16 protein-coding genes are annotated in these 18324 nt (G+C 54.8%); 7 read left to right on the forward strand and 9 right to left on the reverse strand.

Annotated elements, in window-relative coordinates; all coding sequences use genetic code 11:
• The first annotated feature begins 39 nt into the window (after positions 1 to 39).
• Together NR302_RS22580 and NR302_RS22585 are read left to right on the forward strand one after the other, a co-directional pair.
• Entirely contained in the window at positions 40 to 1599 is a 1560-nt protein-coding gene (locus tag NR302_RS22580; protein WP_258145363.1) for a PTS transporter subunit EIIC, read from the forward strand.
• On the forward strand, positions 1596 to 2285 hold the full coding sequence (locus NR302_RS22585; protein WP_258145364.1) for an N-acetylmannosamine-6-phosphate 2-epimerase: 690 nt from the start codon (positions 1596 to 1598) through the stop codon (positions 2283 to 2285). The genes NR302_RS22580 and NR302_RS22585 overlap by 4 nt, the downstream gene beginning before the upstream one ends.
• Positions 2286 to 2323: 38 nt before the next feature.
• Here NR302_RS22585 and NR302_RS22590 read toward each other — a convergent pair whose 3' ends face one another.
• The gene (locus NR302_RS22590; protein ID WP_258145365.1) at positions 2324 to 3904 is read right to left on the reverse strand and encodes a BCCT family transporter; all 1581 of its coding nucleotides are present in this window, start codon (positions 3902 to 3904) and stop codon (positions 2324 to 2326) included.
• 158 nt (positions 3905 to 4062) lie between these two features.
• On the opposite strand from NR302_RS22590, the gene betI reads away from it, so the two are divergent.
• From betI to betA, 3 genes are read left to right on the forward strand one after another with little or no spacing between them, the layout of a single operon-like run.
• Positions 4063 to 4656, forward strand: coding sequence for a transcriptional regulator BetI (gene betI / locus NR302_RS22595; RefSeq protein ID WP_258145366.1), 594 nt, complete (start codon positions 4063 to 4065; stop codon positions 4654 to 4656).
• A 33-nt stretch (positions 4657 to 4689) separates the two neighbouring features.
• Positions 4690 to 6162, forward strand: coding sequence for a betaine-aldehyde dehydrogenase (betB, locus tag NR302_RS22600; RefSeq protein WP_258145367.1), 1473 nt, complete (start codon positions 4690 to 4692; stop codon positions 6160 to 6162).
• A 15-nt stretch (positions 6163 to 6177) separates the two neighbouring features.
• Positions 6178 to 7857, forward strand: a complete 1680-nt coding sequence (betA, locus tag NR302_RS22605) for a choline dehydrogenase (RefSeq protein WP_258145368.1) — start codon at positions 6178 to 6180, stop codon at positions 7855 to 7857.
• Positions 7858 to 8054: 197 nt separating this feature from the next.
• Here the strand turns inward: betA and NR302_RS22610 are convergent, their stop codons facing one another.
• A complete protein-coding gene (locus NR302_RS22610; protein ID WP_258145369.1) occupies positions 8055 to 9188 on the reverse strand; it encodes an MFS transporter in 1134 nt (377 codons plus the stop codon).
• Positions 9189 to 9325: 137 nt separating this feature from the next.
• Here NR302_RS22610 and NR302_RS22615 point away from each other — a divergent pair, with 137 nt between their 5' ends.
• A complete protein-coding gene (locus NR302_RS22615) occupies positions 9326 to 10075 on the forward strand; it encodes an IclR family transcriptional regulator (RefSeq protein WP_258145370.1) in 750 nt (249 codons plus the stop codon).
• Here NR302_RS22615 and NR302_RS22620 read toward each other — a convergent pair.
• From NR302_RS22620 to NR302_RS22640, 5 genes are all read right to left on the reverse strand, one after another.
• Entirely contained in the window at positions 10072 to 10383 is a 312-nt protein-coding gene (locus NR302_RS22620; RefSeq protein ID WP_258145371.1) for a cupin domain-containing protein, read from the reverse strand. The genes NR302_RS22615 and NR302_RS22620 overlap by 4 nt on opposite strands.
• Before the next feature lie 142 nt (positions 10384 to 10525).
• A complete protein-coding gene (locus NR302_RS22625) occupies positions 10526 to 10741 on the reverse strand; it encodes a YdgH/BhsA/McbA-like domain containing protein (RefSeq protein WP_154157496.1) in 216 nt (71 codons plus the stop codon).
• 195 nt (positions 10742 to 10936) lie between these two features.
• The gene (locus NR302_RS22630; protein ID WP_007890154.1) at positions 10937 to 11152 is read right to left on the reverse strand and encodes a YdgH/BhsA/McbA-like domain containing protein; all 216 of its coding nucleotides are present in this window, start codon (positions 11150 to 11152) and stop codon (positions 10937 to 10939) included.
• A 121-nt stretch (positions 11153 to 11273) separates the two neighbouring features.
• Positions 11274 to 12167: a dihydrodipicolinate synthase family protein gene (locus NR302_RS22635; protein ID WP_258145372.1), complete on the reverse strand. Its 894-nt coding sequence runs from the start codon at positions 12165 to 12167 to the stop codon at positions 11274 to 11276.
• Between the two features lie 119 nt (positions 12168 to 12286).
• The gene (locus tag NR302_RS22640; RefSeq protein ID WP_154157498.1) at positions 12287 to 13375 is read right to left on the reverse strand and encodes a YncE family protein; all 1089 of its coding nucleotides are present in this window, start codon (positions 13373 to 13375) and stop codon (positions 12287 to 12289) included.
• A gap of 450 nt (positions 13376 to 13825) precedes the next feature.
• Between NR302_RS22640 and fhuE the strand changes: the two genes are divergently transcribed.
• Positions 13826 to 15979, forward strand: coding sequence for a ferric-rhodotorulic acid/ferric-coprogen receptor FhuE (fhuE, locus tag NR302_RS22645; protein ID WP_258145373.1), 2154 nt, complete (start codon positions 13826 to 13828; stop codon positions 15977 to 15979).
• A gap of 75 nt (positions 15980 to 16054) precedes the next feature.
• Here the strand turns inward: fhuE and NR302_RS22650 are convergent, their stop codons facing one another.
• Entirely contained in the window at positions 16055 to 16606 is a 552-nt protein-coding gene (locus NR302_RS22650) for a C40 family peptidase (protein ID WP_008101910.1), read from the reverse strand.
• A gap of 239 nt (positions 16607 to 16845) precedes the next feature.
• The gene (locus tag NR302_RS22655) at positions 16846 to 17823 is read right to left on the reverse strand and encodes an isopenicillin N synthase family oxygenase (RefSeq protein WP_154191035.1); all 978 of its coding nucleotides are present in this window, start codon (positions 17821 to 17823) and stop codon (positions 16846 to 16848) included.
• Between the last annotated feature and the right edge of the window lie 501 nt (positions 17824 to 18324).

Genomic DNA, 18324 nt, shown 5'->3' on the forward strand with positions numbered 1-18324 from the left:
ATAATTTTTACCACAACATCACTTCAGGGATAAAAATTTATGTCATCTATCTTCAGCGGCACCTCTTCAGGAGGTTGGTTCGAAAAAGCCCAGCGTTTTGGCAAGTCATTCATGTTACCGATCGCCGTGCTACCGGCAGCCGGGTTACTGCTGGGCATTGGCGGCGCACTCTCCAATCCCAATACTATCAAAGCCTATCCGTTCCTCGATGTCGCCTGGCTGCAAGGCGTGTTCACCATTATGGCAAGCGCCGGTTCAGTGGTGTTCGCCAACCTCGCGGTGCTGTTTGCGGTTGGGGTAGCAGTAGGATTGGCTAAGAGCGACAAAGGCACCGCTGGATTGGCGTCGCTGCTGGCTTATCTGGTGATGAACGCCACCATTAATGCGCTGCTGTCGCTAACCGGCGTGCTGGCGCAGGGCAACCTTAGCGCGGTAGGACAAGGTATGGCGCTTGGCATTCAAACCCTGGAAACCGGCGTATTTGGTGGCGTGGTGATCGGGCTGGTGACGGCCATGCTGCATAACCGCTACAACAAAATCGCCTTGCCGCAGTTCCTTGGTTTCTTTGGTGGCTCGCGCTTCGTGCCAATTATCAGTTCCCTGGTCGCCATTCTGGTGGGCGCGGCGATGACCATTGTCTGGCCGCATTTCCAGAAGCTGATTTTTGGCCTGGGCGGCTTGGTGGATGCCACCGGCTATTTCGGCACCTTTATCTACGGCTTCGTGCTGCGCATGCTCGGCCCGTTCGGCCTGCATCACATCTTCTATCTGCCATTCTGGACCACCGCGCTCGGCGGCAGCGAAGTGGTCAACGGACATCTGGTGGAAGGCACGCAGCGCATCTTCTTCGCCCAGCTTGCCGATCCCAATACCCAGCAATTCTATGTTGGCACCGCGCGTTTTATGTCCGGACGCTTCATCACCATGATGTTTGGCCTGATCGGCGCGTGTCTGGCGATGTATCACACTGCCAAACCGGAAAACCGCCAACGCGTGGCGGGTTTGCTGCTGTCGGCGGCGCTGACCTCTTTCCTGACCGGCATCACCGAACCTATTGAGTTCTCGTTCCTGTTTATCGCGCCGGTGCTGTATGTCATCCACGCGCTGTTTGATGGGCTGGCATTTATGATCGCCCACATCCTGCACATCACCATTGGCCAAACCTTCTCCGGCGGCTTGATCGATTTCATTCTGTTCGGCGTATTACAGGGCGAAGCGAAAACCCATTGGTGGTATGTCCCGCTGGTTGGCGTGCCGTGGTTCCTGCTCTATTACTTTACATTCCGCCTGCTGATCACCCGCTTCAATTTCAAAACGCCGGGCCGTGAAGATGCCAGCATTGAAACAGCGCCGATGGTCGCCGGAGAACGTCCACTGCAGGTCATCGCGGCTTTAGGTGGCAAACAGAACATCGCCGAACTGGATTGCTGCGCCACGCGTCTGCGCATCACGCTAATCGACAGCAGCAAGCTCGATGAAAACGCATTGAAAGCCACCGGCGCACGCGCCGTGATCCAACGTGGCAAAGGCGTGCAGGTAATTTATGGCCCGCACGTCACCATTATCAAAAATGAAGTAGAGGAGTTACTCGCGCTATGAAAGCACCGATGCTGGCCCAGATTCAGGGAAAACTGGTGGTCTCGTGTCAGGCTCTGGAAGATGAGCCGTTACACAGCCCGTTTATTATGTCGCGCATGGCGTTGGCGGCAATGGAAGGCGGCGCAGCAGCGATTCGCGCCAACAGCCTGATCGACGTGCAGCAGATTATGCAAACTGTGGATTTGCCGATTATCGCCATTATTAAACGCGACTATCCCAGCAGCGATGTGTATATCACCGCGACGCTGCGGGAAGTGGATGAGTTGATGGTGGCGAATCCGGCGATGATTGCGCTGGATGCCACGCTGCACACGCGTCCTGGCGATTTGCAACTGCCGGCATTGGTGGCAGAGATTCGCCAGCGCTATCCGCAACTGCTGCTGATGGCTGATATCGCCACGGTGGAAGAAGCGCGCAAGGCAGCGGAATTAGGTTTCGATTGTGTCGGCACCACGCTGTACGGTTACACCGCAGAAACGCAAGGCTGCTATCTGGCCGCCGATGATTGCCGCTTCCTGCGAGATGTTTTAGCTGCGGTAACGGTGCCGGTGATTGCCGAAGGGAATGTTGAAACCCCGGAAATGGCGGCACATTGTCTGGCGCTGGGCGCACATGCGGTGGTGGTGGGCGGCGCGATTACGCGTCCACAGCAGATAACGCGCCGCTTTGTGAATGCGATCAGTTAAGCGTAAAACGGTCGCCAGGAATGGCGACCTTACGAAATTTACTGCGTTGAACTGTTTTTCTGATTCATCGCGGCGGCAAGTTCCGCTGGCGCCATTTGATGCAGGTCTTTATACAAACTCGCCATATACAGCACGATTACGATCGAGAATGGCAATCCGCACAGCACCACCGCCGTTTGCATCGCGCTGAAGCTTCCGGCATACAACAGACCGGCGCACACCAGTGTGGTAACGCATGCCCAGAAGATACGCAGCCAGGCAGGCGCATCATCGCTCACGCTTCCGCCTTTGCTCGACAGATTGGCAATCATCAGCGTGCCGGAATCGACTGGCGTCAGGAACAGCACAAAGCTGATCAGGATAGTGAATCCAGCCACAATCTGGGTAAACGGCAGATACTCAAACATCTTAAACACCGCCATCGGCGGATCGCTCAGCGCGATTTCGCCGAGAATGGCATGTCCACCTTCCAGCACCAGACTGATGGCGGTATTGCCGAACAGCGACAGCCACGCCAGCGTGAAGCCCAGCGGAATCAGCAGCACGCCAAAGATCAATTCGCGGATAGTACGACCTTTGGAGATGCGCGCGATAAACAGGCCCACAAAAGGCGCCCAGGCAACCCACCACGCCCAGTAGAACAGCGTCCATGCGCCCTGCCACTGACGCGCCTTACCGTACAGGTAAAGATCGAAGCTTTTGCCGACAATCGAGGTGAGATAATCCCCGACGTTCTGCATCATGCCGTTAACCAGCGTCATCGTCGGTCCGGCTACAAACACGAACAGCAGCAGCAAACACAGGAAACCGACGTTGATGTTGGAGAGCATCGCGATGCCTTTCTCCACGCCCGTCACCGCCGCCAGCGTGGCCACAATCATCATCACCACAATCAGAATCATTAACACGTGGATGTTTTGCGGAATGTGGAACAGATAGTTAAGGCCGGAGTTGACCAGCAACGCGCCGATGCCGAGGTTGGTCACCATCGAAATCACCGTCACCAGAATGCCAAAGCTATCCACCAAGTGACCAATCCAGCCATGAATGCGTTTACCGAACAGCGGATAGAGCGCGGAACGAAGCGCCAGCGGCAGATCGCGGCGATAGGCAAACCACGCCAGCGCGGTGGCGATCAACGCATACAACGCCCAACCATGTAGCCCCCAATGTAAGAAGGTGATTGCCATCGCCTGGCGCGCCGCTTCGACAGTGCCGCCCTGTCCTTCCGGCGGTTGCAGGAAATGATCGAGCGGTTCATAGGCGCCATAATACACCAGCGCAATACCAATACCGGCTGAGAACAACATCGCTACCCAAGAGGCGTAACCAAACTGCGGTTTTTCATCCTCATGGCCGAGTTTGAGTTGGCCGAAACGCGACAGCGCCAGCCAGAACACAAACACCATACACACCACCATCAGCAGCATGTAATACCAGCCAAACATATCCGCCACCCAGAGCTGGGCATGGTTAAGCCATTTCTGGCTGGCGGAGGGATACAGCACAATCATGAAGGCCAGCACCAGGATTACGCTGGCGGAGCTGAGGAATACCGCGAAATTCACGCGGATCGGTTCTTCTTCTGGTTTAAGGGAGTTTTGACTATTCACTGTCATGGTTCATTTCCTTGGTGCAGGTAACAGCGGCTCCGGATGGCAACATTCAGTTAACATTCGGCCACATTTATTTGACATTCGTGCAGCATAAAGTACATTGATTGAACGTTCAATCAATCAATAATCCCCTCAATAAAAATTAAATCGGAGTCGTGACGGTGCGCAAAGAAATCCCCGAGAAACGCAAAGAGCAGCTGATTAACGCCGCATTCGAAACCATTGGCGACGTTGGGCTGGCGGGGATCACCATGTCGCAGGTCGCTAAAGAGGCGGGCATGTCGACCGGGATCGTGAGCCACTACTTTGGTGATAAAGAGGGATTGTTAAACGCGACGATGCGCAAGATCCTACGCGATCTGCGCGATGGCATTGCCGAGTGTCGGGCAAACGTGCCAGAGCAGGATCTGCGTGCCCAGCTTTATGCGGTGATCGATGGCAACTTCCATCCGAGCCAGACCAGCGCGAACTCAATGCGTGCCTGGCTCGATTTCTGGGCCGCGAGCATGCACAACAGCGAATTGCGCCGTCTGCAGCGCCTCAACGATCGTCGTCTTTACTCGAATATTTGCTGCCTGTTTCGTCAGGCGATGTCGCAAGAAATGGCGCGTAAATCCGCACGCGGACTGGCGGCGTTGATTGATGGTTTGTGGCTGCGCGGCAGCCTGACCGGAAAGGATTTTGATGTAGAGCAGGCCTGCTTGATCGCCCGCGATTATGTCGATGAAAAACTGGCATCGCTGCCAGCTGCGTAACAAAAAGAGCCAATAGCTAAGGAACAGAAGAGAATGGCAAAGTACCCAACACAAAAACTCTACATTGACGGTCAGTTGACCGATGCCAGTGGACAAGAGACCTTCGATACCATTAATCCCGCCAACGGTGAAGTACTGGCGCAGGTGCAACGTGCCACCCAGGCTGACGTGGAGCGCGCGGTCGAAAGCGCCGAGCGTGGTCAGCGCATCTGGGCGGCGATGACCGCCACTGAGCGCTCACGCATTTTGCTGCGTGCCGTCGCTATCCTGCGTGAGCGCAATGACGAACTCGCCGAGCTGGAAACCCTCGATACCGGCAAGCCCCTCTCTGAAACCTCGGCGGTGGATATCGTCACCGGCGCTGACGTGCTGGAGTATTACGCTGGCCTGGCGACCATCATCGAAGGCGAACAGTATCCGCTGCGCGACACAAGCTTCTTCTACACGCGCCGTGAGCCGCTGGGCGTCACCGTCGGCATTGGCGCGTGGAACTATCCGATTCAGATTGCGCTGTGGAAATCCGCACCCGCGCTGGCCGCAGGTAACGCCATGATCTTCAAGCCCAGTGAAGTCACGCCGCTCAGCGTGCTGAAACTGGCGGAGATCTACACCGAAGCGGGCGTGCCCGACGGCGTGTTTAACGTAGTGCAAGGCGCTGGCCGAGAAGTGGGCCAATGGCTGACCGAACATCCGCGCATTGCCAAAATCTCCTTCACCGGCGGCATTGAAACCGGCAAAAAAGTGATGGCGAGCGCGGCAGGTTCGACGCTGAAAGAAGTGACCATGGAGCTGGGCGGCAAATCGCCGCTGTTGATTTTACCGGACGCGGATATTGAGCAAGCAGCCGATATCGCCATGATGGCGAACTTCTACAGCTCCGGCCAGGTGTGCACCAACGGCACGCGCGTGTTTGTGCATCATTCGCAAAAAGCGGCGCTGGAACAGGCGCTGCTGCTGCGCGCGCAGCGTATTCGCCTTGGTCAGCCAATGGACGCCGACACCAACTTCGGCCCGCTGGTGAGCTTCGCGCACATGGAAAATGTGCTGCGCTATATTGAACTCGGCAAACAGCAAGGCGCGAAAGTGCTGATTGGCGGCGCGCGCGAAACCCGTGGTGCTTATGCGCAAGGCGCGTGGGTGCAGCCGACCATTTTCACCGATTGCGAAGATCATCACACTATCGTCAAAGAGGAGATCTTTGGCCCGGTGATGAGCATCCTCACCTACGACGACGAAGAAGAAGTAATCCGCCGCGCCAACGATACCCACTTCGGCCTGGCGGCTGGCGTGGTCACAAAAGACCTGGCCAGCGCACACCGCGTGATTCACCGCCTTGAAGCCGGCATCTGCTGGATCAATAGCTGGGGCGAATCGCCAGCGCAAATGCCGGTTGGCGGCTACAAACAGTCTGGCGTGGGTCGCGAGAACGGCATTTCTACCCTCGCCCATTACACCCGCATCAAATCCATTCAGGTTGAACTGAACCCGTTCACCTCCGTGTTTTAATCGAAGGAACGCAAGATGAGCATCACCAGGGAGTACGACTACATCATTATTGGTGCGGGTTCAGCCGGCAACGTGCTGGCCACGCGCCTGACCGAAGACGCCAACGTCAGCGTGCTGCTGCTGGAAGCGGGCGGTCCGGATTATCGCCAGGATTTCCGCACGCAGATGCCTGCCGCGCTGGCTTTCCCGCTGCAGGGCCGCCGCTATAACTGGGCTTACCAGACCGATCCTGAGCCGCATATGAATAACCGTCGCATGGAGTGCGGACGTGGCAAAGGTCTGGGCGGATCGTCGCTGATCAACGGCATGTGCTACATCCGGGGTAATGCGCTGGATTACGATAACTGGGCGAAGCAGCCGGGACTGGAAAACTGGAGCTATCTCGATTGCCTGCCTTACTTCAAAGCCGCCGAGCGCCGCGATATCGGCGGTAATGACTATCACGGCGATTGCGGCCCGGTGAGCGTCACCACGCCAAAATCCAGCAACAACGTGCTGTTCCACGCCATGGTGGAAGCAGGCGTGCAGGCCGGTTATCCGCGTACCGATGATCTGAACGGTTATCAGCAGGAAGGTTTCGGTCCGATGGACAGAACCGTGACGCCAAAAGGCCGTCGCGCCAGCACCGCACGCGGTTATCTCGATCAGGCGCGTTCACGTCCGAATCTGACGATTGAGGTGCACGCGCTGACCGACCGCATTCTGTTTGATAACAAACGCGCCTGCGGCGTTAAATGGCTGCAAAAAGATCACCCGCACGAAGCACGCGCGCGGCGTGAAGTGCTGCTGTGCGCTGGCGCGATTGCCTCGCCGCAGGTGTTACAGCGTTCGGGTGTTGGTCCGGCTGAGTTGCTGAAAAGTCTGGATATCCCGTTGGTGCACGATCTGCCGGGCGTGGGCGCGAACCTGCAGGATCATCTGGAAATGTATCTGCAATACGAGTGCAAGCAGCCGGTTTCGCTGGCGCCAGCGCTCAAGCTACACAACCAACCGGCGATTGGTGCCGAATGGTTATTCAACGGCAGCGGCATCGGTGCCAGCAACCAGTTTGAAGCGGGTGGTTTTATTCGCTCTGACGAAGAGTTTGAGTGGCCGAATATTCAGTATCACTTCCTGCCGGTGGCGATTAACTACAACGGCTCGAATCCGATTAAAACGCACAGCTTCCAGGCGCACGTCGGCTCCATGCGCTCGCCAAGCCGGGGACGCGTGCAGGTCACTTCTAAGGACCCGAACGCACATCCGAGCATCCTGTTTAACTACATGTCGGACGATCAGGATTGGCGTGAATTCCGTGCGGCGATTCGCATCACCCGTGACATCATCGCGCAGCGCGCACTCGATCCGTTCCGTGGCCGAGAAATCTCACCCGGTTTAACGGTGCAAAGTGATGACGAGCTGGATAAATTCGTGCGTGAACATGCTGAAACCGCTTATCACCCGTCATGCTCGAATGCGATGGGTTATCACGATATGGCGGTAGTCGGGAATGACGGGAAAGTGCACGGCGTTGAGGGCTTGCGCGTGGTGGATGCGTCGATCATGCCGCAAATCACCACCGGCAACTTAAACGCGCCAACCATTATGATCGCCGAGAAAATTGCCGACATGATTCGCGGTCGCCCGCCGTTACCGCGTGAAAACGTGCCTTACTATGTCGCCAACGGCGCACCGGTGCGTCGCCAGCCTCAGTAATTAATCATTAAGGGTTCACGTTCGGCGTGAACCCTTTTTTCTGCTGATTTGCCCTACTTCCGCGCAAAAAAACTAAACCACTCAAGGTTATCCACAATCCCCGTGCGTAGAGTCGGCGTTATCCTGTGGATAAAACTCGCCTCGCGCCATACAGCGCCCGATGCGCGCATACGGTTACTTTTCGCACGATTATCAAATCAGACGATGACCGAGCGCCCCACTTTCCCCATGGCAAGAACGTTGACTGCCGCTAACAGCGCGGCGGCGGCAAAGGCGCTGACGAAACCGCCGGGCAGATACGCCATAAAGGCCGCGAGAAACTGGCCGGAAAAAATCGCCATCGATAAACGCGCCAGCTGACGGCCGCGTTCCTGCGGCTGGCTGATCTCCACCGTCAGATGATTTACCAGCGGAATCGACAGACCAAATCCCATGCCCAGCAAAATGCCGCCCGGAATAAACAGCACCATGTTTGGCGCAGCGACAAACTCCAGATGCGCCAGCAGATAACAGATAAACGCCATCACTAAGGTTGGATAACTGCCAAAGCGCGGCGACACGTCGGGCATGATGGCGGCGGCCAGCACCGCCACCAGCGAGACGAAAGAGAGAAAATAGCCAATGTGCGCGGCATCAATGCCCATCACGGCAAAACGTTGCGGCAACATGATCACGGCGGTGAAAAAACACATCATCGAGCAGAGTGCGGCGAGTAAAACCGGACGCAGCGCGCGATCGCTGCTACCCACCTTTTCATCTACAGATTCAGATGCCGCCAACTGCGGCGGGCGTGGCACGGTGATAAACACCATCAGCAACATCAGCCAGGCAAACAGGTAAAGCCCATACGGCCAGCGCCAGCTGATCGACGCCAGAATACCGCCAATAAACAGAAACAGTACGCCACCCAGTTCGATCGACATCCCTTGCCGCGCCATCATTTTCAGACGCGCTTCACCGCTGTAGAAGCGGGCGATCAAGCTGGTACCCGCCGCCATCACGATTGCGGTGGCACAGCCGAGTAAAAGACGATCGATGATCTGCGGTAGCGCGCCAGGCAACCACGCGCCTGCGACGCCGAAAAGGCCGTAGCAAAACAGTCCGATGAGCAGAAGTGGATAAGCGCCCCAGCGATCGATGGCACGTCCCGCTAACGGACCCGCCAGTACCACGCCAAGCGACGGCAGCGTGACCAGCCAGCTTGCCAAATGCGCGACGCCAAGTTGCGCAGCGATTTCGCTGAGTCCGGGAACAATCACACAGCCCACCATAATCGTCAGGCAACTGACCGCTAATAAGGTAAATGCGCCGGTAGGTTTAAGGGATGACACATCAACTCCTGATATCCACATAATGGACATAAACACCGAATAGTGGACGACAGTGTTAGAGGAATCGGCGGCGCTGTCAATCGCCGAGCGCCATCGTGCTATAGTGTTGCCAGCTCAAACGCACGGAATCCTTAAAAATGAGTGTGGAAACAGAAACTAACGGATCACAGGTGATCGCGCGGGCCGCCACGATTTTGCGCGCGCTGGAAGATCGTCCGGCGGGATTAACTATGTCGGCGTTGGCGAAAATCACTGCATTACCACGCACCACCGTGCATCGGCTGGTGACCTCGCTGATCGCTCAACAGCTGTTGTTGCAGGATAGCGATGGCATCAAATTGGGTCCGGCGCTGGCTCGTCTCGCGGCATCGGCGCATACCGATATCATCGCGCTGGCACAACCGGCGATGGCGACACTCGGCCGTCGTACGCGTGAAACCGTGGATCTCTGCGTCTGGCGCGGCAGCCATACCGTGTTGGTGAGTCAATTTGTTTCGGATCAGGAGTTGCGCGTGGTATCGCCGGTAAGCACCGCGTTTCCCTCACACTGCGCGGCACACGGCAAAGCGTTACTGGCGGAGCAATCTGAAGAGGCGCTGGCAAGCTTGCTGCCACAGCTGAAAGAGGTGCGCACCGAGAAAACGCTGCAAGATGCTAAGACGCTGCTGAAAGATATCGCCGTCACGCGAAAGCAAGGTTATGCCATTGATCGTGAAGAGCATGCGCGCGGGGTTTGCGGCATCAGCGTGGCGCTGCAAACCGGCGCAGGTGAACGTTATGCTTTAGCAATTGCCGCACCGGCATTGCGTTTTGATGAGCAGTTCGCGCATTTGCTGGCGTCGCTGCTGCAGGCAAAAGCCGAGATTGAAGCGCTAGTGGCGCGTTAAACCGAATCTTCTTTTTCGATTACTAACACGCGCGCTTCGCCTTGCGGGTGCGCAACATGCTCGGTGCCGATGCTGGCGTAAAAAATGTCGCCACTATTAAGCAGCACTTTCTGCACCTCGCCCGCTTCGCGGTAATGCATCTCTACCGCGCCATCCAGCACCGCAAACACCTCTTCGCCATCATTGATGTGCCACTTGTAAGGTTGATTGGTCCAGTGCAAACGGACGCTGGTGCCGCCGAAGTTGGCAATGTCTAAGGCATCCCAGGCTTTGGCAGGTGAGAAGTTTTTGCTGACGTAGGTTTTCATGCGATATCCGTGTAGAGGAGAACTGGGTTGATGATACACAGAGCGCAGGCGGGCGGCGGGACATGCACAAGCCATTTACGGACATGCAGATACAACAAAGCCGCCCGGAGGCGGCCTTAACACAACGGCTTGTGCGACTAACTTATTTGTACAGCTCTGCAGTCATGTGTACGCGGTTGTTAGTGTTGGCACTGGTGATTTTGTACTGTGCGCCTTGCTCTTGAGCCTGTGCAGCGATTTTCGCTTCTGCGCCATCCAGAGTTGAAGACTGAACTGAAATGCTCTGTGCAAAGCTAGCAGCAGACATCATTGAAAGAGCAGCAACGGCGGCGATAGACAGTGTTTTGATAGTTTTCATGGTCATAATCCTTAGTGGTTTAAATAGAAGACTGTGTGCCTTCGATGAGAATAATAATAACTGATGTTATCGTTTCAATATTAACCATTAGTGCGATCACGATAACTTACGTAACTATACAGTTACTGGCGCTTTATCGACAAAAAAGGCCGCCCGTAGGCGACCTGTTCTGGCACATCCGTATGCAACCATCCGTTATTTGTAAAGTTCTGCAGTCATATGTACGACGTTACCGTTGCTTGCTTCCAGAATTTTGTATTGCTCACCATTCTGTTTAGCCTGCGCAGCGATTTTGGCTTCCGCACCATCCAGAGTCAGCGAGGTAGCTGAAACGGTCTGTGCGAAGCTGGCAGCAGACATCAGTGAAAGAGCGGCAGCAGCGGCGATAGTCAGAGTTTTGATAGTTTTCATGGTCGTATTCCTTTGGTTGTTTGATTTGAAGGCTGTGCGCCTTCGATGGAAACAATAATAACCATTGAAACTATTATCAGATTAACTATTAGTGCGATCACAGTTAATCAACTCATTATCACTACGCCAGCTCGAGCTCTGTGATCACCCTTTTCACTTCCGCCACATCCGCCGCCGAAAGCGAACGCAGTGGGCGCGGCAGGCAATCATACTCAGCAAGACCCAGCGCGCTGGCCGCCGCAGCGATGACGCGAATACTGCCGCCGTGTTGGGTAAACAGCGCCCAAAGCGGTGCGAGCCGCTGTCCCTGTTCGGCTACCGCCGCAAAATCGCCCGCCATCGCCGCATCTGTCATTGCTTTAGCGGTGCGCGGGAACAGTCCGCCGCACACTGAATACCACACTTCACAACCGGCGATTAGGCCTACTGCGGCAAAGGCATCGCCGCTGACGCCAATGGTGACGTCTTGCGGTAATTGATCACGCAAAGCCTTTACCCGTTGCGTAGCCGCTGCGATATCGGCGGGCACGCCGGGAATTTTAATGGAGGCGATATGCGGCAGCGTGGCGATACGCGCATGCAGCGCATCGGAGAAGACAAAGTGGCTGGTGCCGGGATTGTCATAAATGCATACCGGCAGCGAAACGTGGCGCGTGACATCCTGATACAGGCCAAACACTTCGTCATCAGTGAGTTTCTGATAGGAAACGGCGGGCAGCAGCAACGCGCTGGCGCCAGCCTGTTGCGCATCCTCGGCAAGTCGCAGCACTTCATCGGTGCTCACCGCGCCAATGCTGACCATCACTGGAATAGCGTCTGCATGCTGCACCGCAAGCGTCGCAATCCGCTTGCGCTGTTCGCGCGTGAAATAGGCGTAGCTGCCGGTGGAACCCAGCACGCCAAGCGAATCGACCTTTGCTGCCGTGAGCCGCGCAAGGATATTAAGAAAAGCTTTCTCATCAATTCCAGAAGCATTCAGCGGAGTCAGGGGAAACGCACTCAATCCTTTAAACATAGCCAGCGCCTTATTCGTCATTAACAGGGGAAAACAGCTTAACCTGCACAGTTATAAGCCATCAAAAACAAAAATGCCCTCTTACGAGGGCATGAATTATCGCTACAGCTTGAGGGGGATTATTTCAGTGCGATGCGCGCAATCTGATCCTGGCCTTTGGTTGAGGAGTCTTTATTAAACTCCGCTTTCAACGTTACATATAGCGTGTTGTTGTCTGGGCCAATCAGCAGGCTGTTTGGATTGTTATCAAACGACCAGCTGTTTTTTACCGCGTACGTGGTGGCATCCAACTGCAGCACTTTCTTCGATTCGCGCTGGCTGATGTAGATCTCATTACGCTTGGCGTTGAATTTGATAGCCAGCGCATCGCCTTCAATACGTTTGATCACTTTGCCAGTGCGCTCATCAAACACCAGCGTGGCTTTGCCTTTCGAATCGTCGGTGACGAACAGGCGACCTGTTGCCGGATCTTCCGCCATATTCAGGAACAAGTACTCTTTACCGTCGCCCGCCGTCCAGCGCTTCTCAATTTTGTGCGTGCGTGGATTGATTACCAGAATCTCGCCCGCGCCGTTGGTCGCATAAATGCGCTCAGTCAGCGGAGAATAGATGATGCCGGTTACCCATTTGCCTGCATTTTTGATGGTGGCTTTCAGCTTGAATGTTTTCACGTCAACCACCGAGATGTACCCCGGATCGGCCACGCGACCGACATACAACTCGTTGCCGTGCCACAGCACTTCACGCGCGCCCGCCGGATAACCTTCTTTATCTTTCTTGCCTGGGAAGACTAAACGTTCCAGCACTTTGCCGCTCTGCGCATCCACTTTCGAGATGGCGCCATCCAGCGAGTTAGTGGTGTAGAACACGCTGCCCGCTTCGTCGATCGCCGTACCAAAGTTTTTCAGATCGGTATGAGTCACGCCTTTGGTTTCCAGCGTGTTTGGGTCGAGACGATAAATCACACCGCCGTTCACGTCTTTAAAGCTCTGCGCGCTGGCAACGTATAACGCTTTCGCAGCAGGCGAGTACGCCATTTCATACAGGCCATCGCCCAGTGTGCGTTGGGTCAGAGAAGTATCAACTGGCTTGGCAGCAGCGGCTGGCGCTTCGGCTTTTTTAGCCGGAGCCTGGCAAGCGGTCAGGCTGAAAGCAGCGACGATCGCTGCAGCTAAGGCGGCTTTGCGCGGGCTAAATAACGATTTCATGCTCAACTCCATCAATGGATGAACGGCTCCGTTGCGCGCGTGCGCGCACGGAAAATACAAGAAGAATGAGAATCATACGCATTAGCATAAACTTAGCAACTTTCTCGACGATCTTCCTCACTTTGCCGTGAATCCGGCTTGCTAGCCGCACACCTTTCTTTGCCAAAAACGTCCTGATATCGCCTTAAAAACATGAAAACGTTAGCAATTAACAGGTTATTTTTATCCGTAAGCCATTGATTCCAAGCCCACTTACACATTATTACAATTGCAGTTGAAACCTTCGGCGGATTCTTTAAAGCAAATGATTATCATTGGCTTTCTCAATAAATGCGCAGTGGCGATTTGCGTGACTTATCTTCTGCCCTTTTCGGTTGATAAGTAACAACGCAAACAATAAAAAACGAAGCAAAACAGCTTCCTATAACACAGGTTTCTACAGGAAATTTTATGTCTGGCATCAGGAAAACCTTTAACGTCTCACTGCTGGCGGTGACGATTCATGCCCTGCTTGCGCCAAATATGGCGCAGGCGGCAAGCGACACGCAGCAGGATTTGGTGGTCGATGCATCCGCAACCGGCGACAGCGATAACAACGAAAAGCAGGATTACGCGGTGAAAACCACGCGGGCGGGCACCAAATTGTTGCTGACGCCACGCGATGTGCCGCAGTCGATGAGCGTGGTGACGCAGCAGCGCATGCAGGATCAGAACCTGCAATCGGTGAACGATGTACTGACCAACACCACCGGCATCTCAACCAACCTGATCGACAGCGAGCGCTCGGAATACTATTCGCGCGGCTTTAAAGTCACCAACTTCTCCTTCGATGGCATTCCCACGTCGGTAAATGACACCTGGAATTACGGCGATGCCGCCTCGGATACCGCCATTTACGATCGTATTGAGATCGTACGCGGTGCCACCGGATTGATGACCGGCGCGGGTAGCCCGTCAGCATCGATCAACATGGTGCGCAAACACGCCGACAGCAAAACCGTCACCGGCTCGGTCAGCGCCAGCTACGGCAGTTGGAACAAACAGCGTTATGTTGCCGATCTCTCTGCGCCGTTGAATCAGGGTGGCAGCCTGCGCGGCCGCGTAGTGACCGGTTACAGCGATGAAGACAGCTGGCTCGATCGCTACCACAAAACCAAAAAATTCCTTTACGGCGTGATTGATGCCGATATTACCGAGCACACCACGCTGTCGCTGGGCTACGACTACGAAGATGCCAACACCGGCAATCCAACGTGGGGCGGCTTGCCGATGTTCTACAGCAACAACGCTACCACGCATTACGATCGCAGCCTCAACTCCGCCGCCAACTGGGCGCGCTACAACACCAATTCGCGCAAAGTGTTCGCCGACATCGATCATAACTTCGATAACGGCTGGAACATCCACGTCAACGGCACGCACGCGGAGAATACCTTTAACGATAAGTTGCTGTATGTCATGGGCAGCCCTGATCAGGACAGCGGCGAAGGCACCACCGGCTACGGCAGCATGGATCGCGGTAAACGCCAGATGGATTCGTTCGATGGCTACGCCAGCGGCCCGTTTGAGCTGTTAGGGCGTCAGCATCAGTTGATGGCGGGCGTGAGCTACAGCCGCCAGCACAATGCGACTTACAGCCAGGATGGCGTTACCGATCTGGAAAACTACGATATCGCCTCAGCCGATATGGGCATTTTTAACAACAACTGGAACGGCAACATCGCCGAGCCGCAGTGGCAAGGTTGGTATCAGAATGCTGACGATACCATTCGTCAGAAATCAGCTTATACCGCCGCGCGCTTCTCGCTGGCCGATCCGCTGTCGCTGATTATTGGTGCACGCTATACGCAGTGGAGCACCAACGGCAGCAGCGGCGATATGACGAAAAACAACACCACGCCGTACGCTGGTTTGGTGTACGACATCAACGATACATGGTCGGCGTACGGCAGCTATACCTCGATCTTCCTGCCGCAAACCTACCGCGACACCAGCGGCAAATACCTGTCGCCGGTTACCGGTAAAAGCTATGAAACCGGCCTGAAGTCCGCCTGGTATGATGGTCGATTAACCGCGACCGTGGCGGTATTCCGTATTGAACAAGACAACGTTGGTCAGGCGATTGCTGGCGTCTACTTGAGCGGCAACGAACAGGCTTATGCGCCCGCCAAAGGTGCAGTGAGTAAAGGTGCGGAGTTTGAGCTGAACGGTGCGCTAACCGATAATCTGCAGCTGACTTTCGGTGCCACACGCTACGTGGCGCGGGATAAAGAGGGACGTTTCAACAGCTATCAGCCGCAAACTTCCTTCAAACTGTTCACCCGTTATCAGCTACCAATGTTGCCGGACCTGACGGTTGGTGGCGGCATCAACTGGCAGAACCGTGTGTTTGAAGATGCCACCAATGCCAGCGGCGATACCGTGCGCGTTTATCAGGGCAGCATTCCACTGGCATCGCTGTTTGCGCGTTATCAGGTGACTAAGCAGGTGGCGTTGCAGGCGAACGTCGATAACCTATTTGATCGCGAATATTACAGCTACATGAACAGCTACGTTTATGGCGCGCCGCGCAGTGTTTCGATGAGCGTTTCATACCAGTTCTAATTAACCGTAGGGTCGCCATTCATGGCGACCTATTCATTCTCAACCGACAACCAATCGCGCATTAACGCGCACCCATCAAACCTTATTTTTATAATTGAAACTGATCTGCGAATTCTGTTCTTTCGGCAAACGGCGCGCCTCTAAATAAACCGATTTCCAGTACGGATTATTTAGCGAAGAGCGCATCACGCCCTGACTGACCGACGCGTGCAGGAATTGATGATCGGTGTCATAAAAGCCGACGTGCAGCTCGCGCTTAATGCGGAAGAACACTAAATCACCGGGTTGCAGATGCGCCTGATCCACCGGTTTTCCCATGGCAATTAACTCTTTGGTGGTGACGCGATCCATCGGAATATTGAAGCGATCTTTCAGCGTGCGCCAGACAAATCCTGAGCAATCGACGCCGGTTAATTGCGTACCGCCCCACTGATATTTGGTCCCTTCCCACGAATGCATTTGATCGTGCAGCGCGGCAATCACCGGAATTAAATCGGGCTGCTTGCCACCGTCTGCCGAGGTATCCACGCTGTCCTCTGCAGGCGCATGCGAAGACTTAGAAGAACAACCGGCCAGAGTAAAAAGAAACAGGCAGGCGATAACTTTGCTGGCGGCAGAATTGATCATGTGTTGGTGTTTTCGCTGAGGGAGACAGTGGTTAGAGATTTATACCGTAAAAAAGTTGCAGAAATAAATAGGCGTGCGGTGAAATCTTTTATTTGCCGGTTGTTTTTACCTAAGTTTACGCAACGGTAACATCTTGTATTTGAGTTAAAAATCTATTTCCCGCGCTGCGCTTTTTCTGTGCAGGAGAATATTTGCGCTCCTGCACAGAATGACATCAATTTCGACTTACAGCTGTACGTTTAATACTTGCCGGAGAAATTAGCGCTAATACGCTGTGCCAGATAATCCTTCGCGGAAATAGGCGGATATTTTTTCTCTGGTCCTTCAATAATCACGTCTTCGTTCGCCTGGCAGAAAAACGCCAGGCTGTAGCGTGCCGGCACCGATTCACCCGGCAGCGGATTGCTGACGCGATGGAAATTCGACGGCAACCTGTCATCACTCCAGCGCATCAACATATCGCCGATATTACAGGTAATTAAGCCTTCCAGCGGCGCGATCGGCGTCCAGATTTGCTCCTCCATCTCTTTGCCCGGACACACCTGCAGACCGCCCTGCCCATCACGCTGGAACAGCAAGGTCAGGCAATCGAAATCGGTATGCGCACCCGCACGCCAAGGACCATCTGGCTCACCGCTGATGGCAAAGTAGTGCAGCATACGCAGCGTGCTTTGATAGGTTTCGCGTGATGGCTCATGCGCTTTGGCAAAGAAGTTGTCGGGGAATCCCAGCTTCAGGGCAAAACAGGAGAGCAAGCGCATGCCCACTTCCCAGCACTGACGCTCAAACTTCAGTACATCATGTTGGAAGCCGGGCAAAGTGGCATCATCCGGCCATAAGCCTTCCATACGCGGACGCGTCACCTGATACGACTCTTTTTGGTCCGGTTTACCGGTGGAGGGACGAATCTGCGCGCGGTATTCCCAGCCGGCATTGCGGCTGAGTGGATGACGCGCTTTGTCACTTTGTGGCAGCGCAAAAAAGCGCTCGGCGTTAGCAAAAGCCGCATTGATGTCGTCGAGGGGAATACCGTGGCCGGAAACCTGGAAGAAGCCAATTTCAGTGGCGGCTTGCCACAACTGATCGGCTATTTCGGCTTTACGTTGATCGAAATCTGAGAGATCAATGATGCGCACATCACGCGCCGCTTCCACGCCGCGCGCGCCCATCCGCGATTCTTTTGCCAGTTCATGCATGTCATAAGTGGTCTTTTCCATTGGTGCACCTCGTTATTGAGCGATAACGGATGACCCACCCGCTGTGTGGCAGTCATCCCCGCGCCTGCTTAACGTGCAGGCGATCGAGCAATGACCCACCGGGTGAAACCACGGTTGACAGCTTCTACTCATTTTCAGTCAAGCAAAGCCTGTGCCAGCTCACGGTGCTCCGTTAAATCAACAAGTTAAGCCATCTTGCACATCATGCCTGCACAACGGCGGTGCAAAAATGGGCGCCTTGCATCATCAAAGATCAGCGGATGACGCAAAATCTCATCACATTTCAGATTAAACTCAATATTTTCATCGTGTTACATGAATGGCATGCGCTTTGCTAAATCCCCGTTGAGTATAAGCGGTCAGCGTGACAGCAGATTCACGCAGGACATTGCTCTACAGCATTAGCTGTACCTCGTCAGGGGACGATGCGAATTACGCATCGTGAGCACGCCATGCGCCGCAACGCCCCTGATGACGACAACAAACTCAACGTTTATTGGG

Source organism: Pantoea sp. SOD02 (genome assembly GCF_024707505.1).
Lineage (GTDB): Bacteria > Pseudomonadota > Gammaproteobacteria > Enterobacterales > Enterobacteriaceae > Pantoea > Pantoea symbiotica.

Excerpts from the sequence above, each read along its gene's own strand:
- NR302_RS22580 (WP_258145363.1), top strand. The coding sequence starts at position 40 with ATGTCATCTATCTTCAGCGGCACCTCTTCAGGAGGTTGGTTCGAAAAA.
- NR302_RS22585 (WP_258145364.1), top strand. The coding sequence starts at position 1,596 with ATGAAAGCACCGATGCTGGCCCAGATTCAGGGAAAACTGGTGGTCTCG.
- NR302_RS22590 (WP_258145365.1), bottom strand. The coding sequence starts at position 3,904 with ATGACAGTGAATAGTCAAAACTCCCTTAAACCAGAAGAAGAACCGATC.
- betB (WP_258145367.1), top strand. The coding sequence starts at position 4,690 with ATGGCAAAGTACCCAACACAAAAACTCTACATTGACGGTCAGTTGACC.
- betA (WP_258145368.1), top strand. The coding sequence starts at position 6,178 with ATGAGCATCACCAGGGAGTACGACTACATCATTATTGGTGCGGGTTCA.
- NR302_RS22615 (WP_258145370.1), top strand. The coding sequence starts at position 9,326 with ATGAGTGTGGAAACAGAAACTAACGGATCACAGGTGATCGCGCGGGCC.
- NR302_RS22620 (WP_258145371.1), bottom strand. The coding sequence starts at position 10,383 with ATGAAAACCTACGTCAGCAAAAACTTCTCACCTGCCAAAGCCTGGGAT.
- NR302_RS22625 (WP_154157496.1), bottom strand. The coding sequence starts at position 10,741 with ATGAAAACTATCAAAACACTGTCTATCGCCGCCGTTGCTGCTCTTTCA.
- NR302_RS22630 (WP_007890154.1), bottom strand. The coding sequence starts at position 11,152 with ATGAAAACTATCAAAACTCTGACTATCGCCGCTGCTGCCGCTCTTTCA.
- NR302_RS22635 (WP_258145372.1), bottom strand. The coding sequence starts at position 12,167 with ATGTTTAAAGGATTGAGTGCGTTTCCCCTGACTCCGCTGAATGCTTCT.
- NR302_RS22640 (WP_154157498.1), bottom strand. The coding sequence starts at position 13,375 with ATGAAATCGTTATTTAGCCCGCGCAAAGCCGCCTTAGCTGCAGCGATC.
- fhuE (WP_258145373.1), top strand. The coding sequence starts at position 13,826 with ATGTCTGGCATCAGGAAAACCTTTAACGTCTCACTGCTGGCGGTGACG.
- NR302_RS22650 (WP_008101910.1), bottom strand. The coding sequence starts at position 16,606 with ATGATCAATTCTGCCGCCAGCAAAGTTATCGCCTGCCTGTTTCTTTTT.
- NR302_RS22655 (WP_154191035.1), bottom strand. The coding sequence starts at position 17,823 with ATGGAAAAGACCACTTATGACATGCATGAACTGGCAAAAGAATCGCGG.